This is a genomic window from Paracoccus sp. PAMC 22219, from assembly GCF_000787695.1.
Lineage (GTDB): Bacteria > Pseudomonadota > Alphaproteobacteria > Rhodobacterales > Rhodobacteraceae > Paracoccus.
Genome location: NZ_BBPH01000243.1, coordinates 1 through 7,836, shown reverse-complemented (window position 1 = coordinate 7,836; position 7,836 = coordinate 1). Strand labels below are relative to the sequence as shown.

At 72.0% G+C, this 7,836-nt stretch carries 1 protein-coding gene and 2 pseudogenes; all 3 read left to right on the top strand.

What is annotated here, in order from left to right; translation table 11 throughout:
- Window positions 1–229: 229 nt before the first annotated feature.
- Window positions 230–6,541, top strand: a pseudogene (locus TY51_RS24430) (GH36-type glycosyl hydrolase domain-containing protein); the annotation flags it as partial.
- Window positions 6,542–6,666: 125 nt separating this feature from the next.
- Entirely contained in the window at window positions 6,667–7,503 is an 837-nt protein-coding gene (locus tag TY51_RS23820; protein ID WP_231559162.1) for a GH36-type glycosyl hydrolase domain-containing protein, read from the top strand.
- Between the two features lie 124 nt (window positions 7,504–7,627).
- Window positions 7,628–7,836: pseudogene (locus TY51_RS19560) on the top strand (ABC transporter permease); the annotation flags it as partial.

Sequence of the window (7,836 nt, the reverse complement as noted above, 5' to 3'; positions counted from 1 at the left end):
CCCCGACGTGACGCCCGCCGTGGGCTGGTTGTCGGACCGGCTGGCGGCGCAGGGCGCCTCGGTCGACAGCGTGGTGCGCCATGCGCAGGAACGGCTTGGCGCATCGAACGTGACGCTGCGCAACGTCATCACCGCCTTTCGCGGCCTGTCCGCCACCGACTGGAGCACGCTGTTCGAGGATGTCAGCCTGGTCGAGGCGCATCTGCGCCGCCATCCCGGCCATGTCCGGATGGATTTCGCCAGCCGCAACCTCTACCGCAGCGCGGTCGAGGAACTGTCGCGCGGCAGCGGCCGACCCGAGACGCAGCTGGCCGACATGGCGGTGACGCTGGCGGCCGACAGCCCGCCCGACACCCCGGCCGCCGACCCCGGCTGGCACCTGATCGACGCGGGCCGCCCGGCGCTGGAACGCGCGGTGGGCTTTCGCCCGCCGCCCCGGCTGTGGCTGCGCAGGCTGGGCATCTCTGCGGGCCTGCCGGGCTATCTAGCGCTGATCGCGGGGGCCACGGTGGTGCTGACCGCGCTGGCCGCGTGGCTGACCGGGGCGGGCTGGCCGTGGCTGGTCGCGATGGTGATGCCGCTGGCCGCGCTGGCCATCGCGCTGATCGATCTGATGGTCGCCCGATCGGTGGGGGCGGCACTGCTGCCGGGGCTGGACCTGCGCGGGGGTGTCCCGCCCGCTATGCGCACGCTGGTCGTCGTGCCGGTGATCATGACCGACGCCTGCGACCTGCAGCGCCAGTTCGACAGCCTGGAGATTCACCACCTGTCCGGGACCGGCGGCGATCTGACCTTTGCGCTGCTGACGGACGGGGCGGACGCGCCGCAGCAGGACATGCCGGGCGACGCCGATCTGCTGGCACTGGCGACGCGGCGGGTCGCGGCGCTGAACACCGCCCATGCGCCCGGCCCCGCCGGTCCGCGCTTTCTGCACCTGCACCGCGACCGCCGATGGGCCCCGGCCGAGGGCGTCTGGATGGGCTGGGAACGCAAGCGCGGCAAGCTGGCCGAGCTGAACCGCCTGCTGCGGGGCGCGACCGATACCAGCTATCGCCGCCCCGACACGCTGCCGCAGGACGTGCGCTTTGTCATCACGCTGGACGCCGATACGCGGCTGCCGCGCGACGCGGCGGCGCGGCTGATCGGCAAGATGGCGCATCCGCTGAACCGCGCGCGCCTGGATGCCGCGCGGGGCATGGTGGTCGCCGGATACGGCATCCTGCAACCGCGGGTGACGCCCGCGCTTGGGTCGGGCATGACGCCCTATCTGTCCGCGACGTCGGGGCCGGGGGGGATGGACCCCTATGCCTCGGCCGCGTCCGACGTGTTCCAGGACCTGTTCGGACAGGGATCGTTCACGGGCAAGGGCATCTATGACGTCGACGCGTTCGAGGCCGCGATGGCGGGCCGCATCGCGCCGGGCACTGTCCTCAGCCACGACCTGCTGGAGGGGGTGTTCGCCCGCGCGGGCCTGGCCTCGGACATCGAGGTGGTCGAGGCGTTCCCCGCCCGCCACGACCTGGCCGCCGCCCGCCAGCATCGCTGGACCCGCGGCGACTGGCAGTTGGCGGGGCGCGTGACGGACCCGGCCACGCCCATGCTGGGACGCATCAAGATCGCCGATACCCTGCGCCGGTCGCTGCTGGCGCCCTTCACGCTGGCCGCGCTGCTGGCGGGCTGGCTGTCGCCGCAGCCGGTCGCGGCGACGGCGCTGTTGCTGGTCGCGCTGGCCCTGCCCGCGATCCTGCCCATGCTGCTGGGCATGATGCCGCGCGGCCCGTCGCCCGATATGCGCAGCCACCTGCGCCAATCGGCGGGCGATGCGCGCGCGGCGCTGGCGCAGCTGGCGTTGACGCTGGCCCTGCTGCCAGACACCGCGTTGCGCATGGGCGACGCGATCCTGCGCACCGCATGGCGCATGCGGGTGTCGCGCCGCCACCTGCTGGAATGGACCACCGCCGCGCAGGATCAGGTCGGGCCGCGCCCGGACCTTGCCGCGCTGGCGCGCCGCATGGCGGGCGGTCTGGCGCTGACCGTGATCGTCGCGGGCATCGTCGCGGCGCTTGCCCCGGCCGCGATGCCGTTGGTCCTGCCCTTTGCCCTGCTGTGGCTGGCCGCACCCCTGATCGCGCAGCGCAGCGGGCGGGTGCAGCCCCCCGATGCCCGACCCCTGTCGCCCGAATCCGCGCGGGCCCTGCGCCTGACCGCGCGCCGGACCTGGCATTTCTTTCAGACCTTCGTGACGGCCGAACACCGTCACCTGCCGCCCGACAACCATCAGGAAACGCCGGTGCCCCTGACGGCGGCCCGCACGTCACCCACGAATATCGGCCTCTATCTGCTGTCCTGCGTCGCCGCGCGGGATTTCGGCTGGATCGGCCTGCCCGAGACGGTGTCCCGCCTGCAACAGACGCTGGCATCGGTTGCGGCACTGGAAAAGCTGAACGGCCACCTGTTCAACTGGTACGACACCACCGACGGCACGGTGCTGGCCCCGCGCTATGTCTCGACCGTGGACAGCGGCAATCTTGCCGGGCACCTGATCGCGCTGGCGCAGGCCTGCCAGGACTGGGCCGACGCGCCGGACCAGGACGTCCGCCCCGGCCTGCTGGACACGCTGGACCTTGCCCGCCAGGATGGCGACCCCGAGCTGATGGACCGGATCACGGCCGCCATCACCGCGCCGCAGCCCGAATGGGCCGCCATCGCGAGGCTGACCCGTGGGGCGGGCACGGATTGCCCGTGGCTGGCATCGCTGCACCGTCAGGCGGCGGCGCATCTGGCCGATCCCGACCCCGACCTGTCCGACGCCCTGCGCGCATTGGCCGTGCAGGCGCATGACATGGCTTGGGCCATGCAGTTCGGCTTTCTGCTGGACCCCGACCGCAAGCTGCTGTCGATCGGCTTTGCCCAGTCCGAGAACACCCGCGACCGCAGCTGCTATGACCTGCTGGCATCCGAGGCGCGGCTGGCCAGCCTGTTCGCCATCGCCAAGGGCGACATTCCCGCGACCCACTGGTTCCGGCTTGGCCGCCCGGCCGTGCCGATGGCGGGCGGCGCGGTTCTGGGGTCGTGGTCGGGGTCGATGTTCGAATACCTGATGCCGATCCTGGTCATGGACGAACCGCCGGGCAGCCTGCTGGATCAGTCGAACCGCCAGTCGGTCGTGGCCCAGCAACGCTATGGCCGCCGCCGCGGGGTGCCGTGGGGATTGTCGGAATCCGGTTTCAACGCGCGCGACCTGCAGATGAATTACCAGTATTCCAGCTTTGGCGTGCCCGATCTGGGCCTCAAGCGGGGGCTGGAGGCCGATCTGGTCGTGTCGCCCTATGCCAGCGCGTTGGCCGCGATGGTCGATCCGCAGGCGGCGGCCGACAACCTGGCGCAACTGGCCGATCTGGGCGCGGCGGGACCTTTCGGCTTTTACGAGGCGCTGGATTTCACGCCCCTGCGCCGCCCCACCGGGCAGGCCGTGGCGCTGGTGAGCAGCCACATGGCGCATCACCAGGGCATGACCATCGTCTCCATCGCCAACGTGCTGCAGGACGGGCGCATGCGCGCGCGGTTCCACGCCGAACCCGCGATCCGCGCGGCCGAACTGCTGCTCCAGGAACGCATCCCGCGCAACATTCCCGCCGCGATCCCCCGCTCGGACGCCAGCGCCCCCCGCCCGGCCTCGACCGAGGACATGCAGCGCATGGCCGTGATCGAGGGGGCGCCCCACGGGCCGCCGGTCGCGCATATCCTGTCCAACGGCCGCTATGACGTGACCCTCACCGCCACGGGTGGCGGCACCAGCCGGTGGGGGCCGCTGGCGGTCACGCGGGCCGGGGCCGATCCCGCCAGCGACGAGGGTGGCAGCCGCCTGTGGATACGCGATCTGCGCACGCAGGCGCTGACCCGGATCGGCGGCGCGGACCCCACCGATCACGCCCGCGTCGAGCTGTTCGAGGATCGGGTGCTGTTCCAGCGCCGGGACGGCCCCCTGTCCACCGCGCTGGAGGTGCTGGTGTCGGGAGAGGACGACGCAGAGGTGCGGATGCTGACGCTGACCTCGACCGCCCGCGTGCCGGTGTCGCTGGAGCTGACCTCCTATGCCGAGCTGGTCCTGACCACGCAGCAAGCCGAGGCTGCGCATCCCGCCTTTGCCAAGATGTTCGTGCAGACCGAATACCTGGCCGAATACGGCGCGCTGATCGCGACCCGCCGCCCGCGCAGCCCGGACGAGCCGCGCATCTGGGCCGCCCATTTCGCGGTGGTCGAGGCCACCCAGGCCGCGCCCATGCAGTTCGAGACCGACCGCGCCGCCTTTCTGGGCCGCGACAACGATCTGCGCCACGCGGCGGCCCTGGCACCGGGGGCCACGCTGCAGGGCGGGGTCGGCACCGTGCTGGACGCGGCCTTCGCGCTGCGCCATCGCATCACCATCGCGCCGGGCGGGGCGGCGCGGCTGGCCTTCTGGACGGTGGTGGCCGACACGCGGGCGGGCCTGATCGACCTGATCGACAGGCATCATGACCGTAACGCGGTCGACCGCGCGCGGACCCTGGCCTGGACCCAGGCCCAGGTGCAACTGCGCCATCTGGGGATCACCACAGCCCAGGCCGCGGCGTTCCAGGCGATGACCGCGCCGATCCTGTGGCCGGACGCCCGGTTCCGCGCCCCGGCGGGAACCGGGGCGCCAGGCAAGCAGTCCGTGCTGTGGTCGCAGGGCGTCTCCGGCGATCTGCCCATCGTGCTGATGCGCATCGCGGATCAGGCCGACATGGCGCAGGTCGAACAGGTCCTGCTGGCGCAGGAATACTGGCGCATGAAGGGCTTGGCCGTGGACGTGGTGATCCTGAACGAACACCCGGCGTCCTATGTCCAGGGCCTGCAATCGGCCATCGAGGCCGCGCTGCGCGGCGCCCGTCCGCGGGCACAGGCCGATGCGCCGGGCGGTCAGGTCCATGCCCTGCGCCGCGATCTGCTGCCGCCCGAGGTCACCGCGCTGCTGCTCTCCACCGCCCGTGTGCTGCTGATCGCACGCAACGGGCCGCTGGCCGATCAGGTGGCCGCGATGGCCGCACCGCCCGCCAAGGCCGTCCGCATGCCCCGCGTACCGTACGGCGCGCCGCCCCGGACCGACGCCGCGACCGGCCTGGCCGAGACGCTGGAGTTCTTCAACGGCACCGGCGGCTTTGCCCGCGACGGGCGCGAATACGTTGTCATTCTGGAACAGGGCCAGACCACCCCCGCGCCCTGGATCAACGTGATCGCCAATGACGGTTTCGGCTTTCATGTCTCGGCCACCGGCGCGGGCTGCACCTGGGCCGAAAACAGCCGCGAAAACCGCCTGACCCCCTGGTCCAACGACCCGGTGACGGACCCCGCGACCGAGGCCTTCCTGATCCGCGATGACGACACGGGCGCGGTCTTTTCGCCCACCGCCCGCCCGCTGGCGGGGCGGGGACGGCACGTGGCGCGCCACGGCATGGGATATAGCCGGTTCGACCATCACGCAGGCGGTCTGGCGCTGGAACTGTTGCAGTTCGTGCCCCTGGAGGGTGCCGTGCGGATCTCGACCCTGCGGATCCGCAACCTGGGCACGCAGCCGCGGCGGCTGACCGTGATCGCCTGCACGCAGCCGGTGATGGGTGTCACCCGCGCCGGGTCGGCGCAGCATCTGGTCAGCGAACGCGATGCCGACACCGGGGCCCTGCTGGTCCGCAACCCGTGGAACGTGGCCTTTCCCGACCGGGTGATGTTCGCCGACCTGATGGGCGCGCAGACCGCCGTCAGCGGCGACCGGGCCGAGGTTCTGGGACCAGACGGTGCGCTGTCCGCCCCGACCGCCCGCCTGTCGGGGCGCGCAGGCGCGGGCCTGGACCCCTGCCTGTCGCTGGAAACGCCAGTGCTGCTGGCGCCGGGCGCCACGGTGCATGTCGGGCATCTGCTGGGACAGGCGCCCTCCACCAACGATGCACAGGCGCTGATCGCCCGGATGCGCGATGCGGACCCCGCAGACCTGCTGGCACAGGTCGAGGCGCATTGGCAGTCGGTCACCGGCACCATCCAGGTGTCGACCCCGGACCGGGCCATGGACATCATGGTAAACGGCTGGCTGCCCTATCAGACGCTGGCCTGCCGCATTCAGGCACGCGCGGCATTCTATCAGGCCAGCGGCGCATACGGCTTTCGCGATCAGTTGCAGGACGGCATGGCGATGACGCTGGCCCAGCCCGCACGGGTGCGTGCGCATCTGCTGCACGCGGCATCCAGGCAGTTTCCGCAAGGCGATGTGCAACACTGGTGGCTGCCCCATTCGGGTCAGGGGGTGCGGACCCGCATCTCGGACGATTGCGTCTGGCTGGCGCATGCGGTGGCGGATTACGTGGCGGTGACCGGCGATCTGGCCGTGCTGGACCAGGACCTGCCCTATCTGGACGGTCCCGCCGTGGCGGCGGGTCAGCACGATGCGTTCTTCCTGCCCGACCTGTCCGCACAGCGGGGCACGCTGTGGGATCACGCCGCCCTGGGGCTGTGCCGCGCCATCGCGCAGACCGGAGCCCTGGGCCTGCCGCTGATCGGCACGGGCGACTGGAACGACGGCATGAACCGCGTCGCGAAGCCGGACAGGGAGAGAGCGTCTGGCTGGGCTGGCTGCTGTTGGACGCGCTGCGCCGCATGGCGCGGCTGGCCGATGCCCGCGATCCCGCGATCGCGGCCGAATGGCGCGACCATGCCGACCGGCTTGCCGCGGCGCTGGAGACGCATGGCTGGGACGGCGACTGGTACCGGCGCGCGACCTTCGACGATGGCAGCTGGCTGGGATCGGCCGCCTCTCCGGCCTGCCGGATCGATTCCATCGCGCAAAGCTGGGCCGTGCTGTCCGGCGGCGCCGACCCCACCCGCGCCGCCCGCGCCATGGGGTCGCTGGAGACGCAGCTGGTCGTGCCCGATCCGGGGCTGGTCCTGCTGTTCACGCCGCCCTTTGACGGGGCGGCGACGGGCAATGACCCCGGCTATATCGCGGGCTATCCCCCGGGCCTGCGCGAGAATGGCGGCCAGTACAGCCATGCCGCCATGTGGGCGATCCTGGCCCATGCCCGGATGGGCAACGGCACGGCGGCCGCGCGGCTGCTGGCGATGGTGAACCCGATCAACCATGCGCTGACCCCGCAGGACGCCGGACGCTATCGGGTGGAACCCTATGTCGTGGCGGCCGACGTCTATTCCGTCGCGCCCCATGTCGGGCGGGGCGGCTGGACCTGGTATACCGGTTCCGCCGCCTGGATGTACCGGGCCGCCACCGAGGGTATCCTGGGCATTCGGCGCCGCGGCGGCCATATGGTGATCGCCCCCTGCCTGCCGCAGGACTGGCCCGGCGTCACCGCGCGCGTGCAGGTCGATGGAACGACGATCACGGTCGAGGTCACGCGCGGCGGCGATGCCGATCGCTGTCCCTGCGCCTTTGTCCCGCTGGACGGGGGGTGTCACGCCATCACCCTGATCCTGTCGTGAGGTTCGGCCGCCTGATCTGGATCAAGGCGCACCCTGCCCCGGCGGGCGATGATCCGGGCCAGCCAGACCGCACCGGAACGACCCCCATGCATGCCGCCCTGCCCCTTGCCGCCCCACGGCACGCATGACCCGCCTTGCCCCGACACTGACCGTCGATCCGCAGGGCCCGCGCCTGGTCCTGTCGGGCGATCTTGTCGTCTGGACCTTGGGCCAGCTGCCCGCACAGGACGCGAGCGGGATCGACCTGGCCGCCCTCGCCCGCCTGGACACCGCCGGCGCGTGGGAGCTGGCGCGACGACGCGCGGCGGGGGCCGCCCTGACCGGCCTGTCCGC

What these genes read in the sequence shown, in the direction of transcription:
- TY51_RS23820 (WP_231559162.1), top strand. Translation starts at nt 6,667, where the DNA reads ATGGCGCGGCTGGCCGATGCCCGCGATCCCGCGATCGCGGCCGAATGG.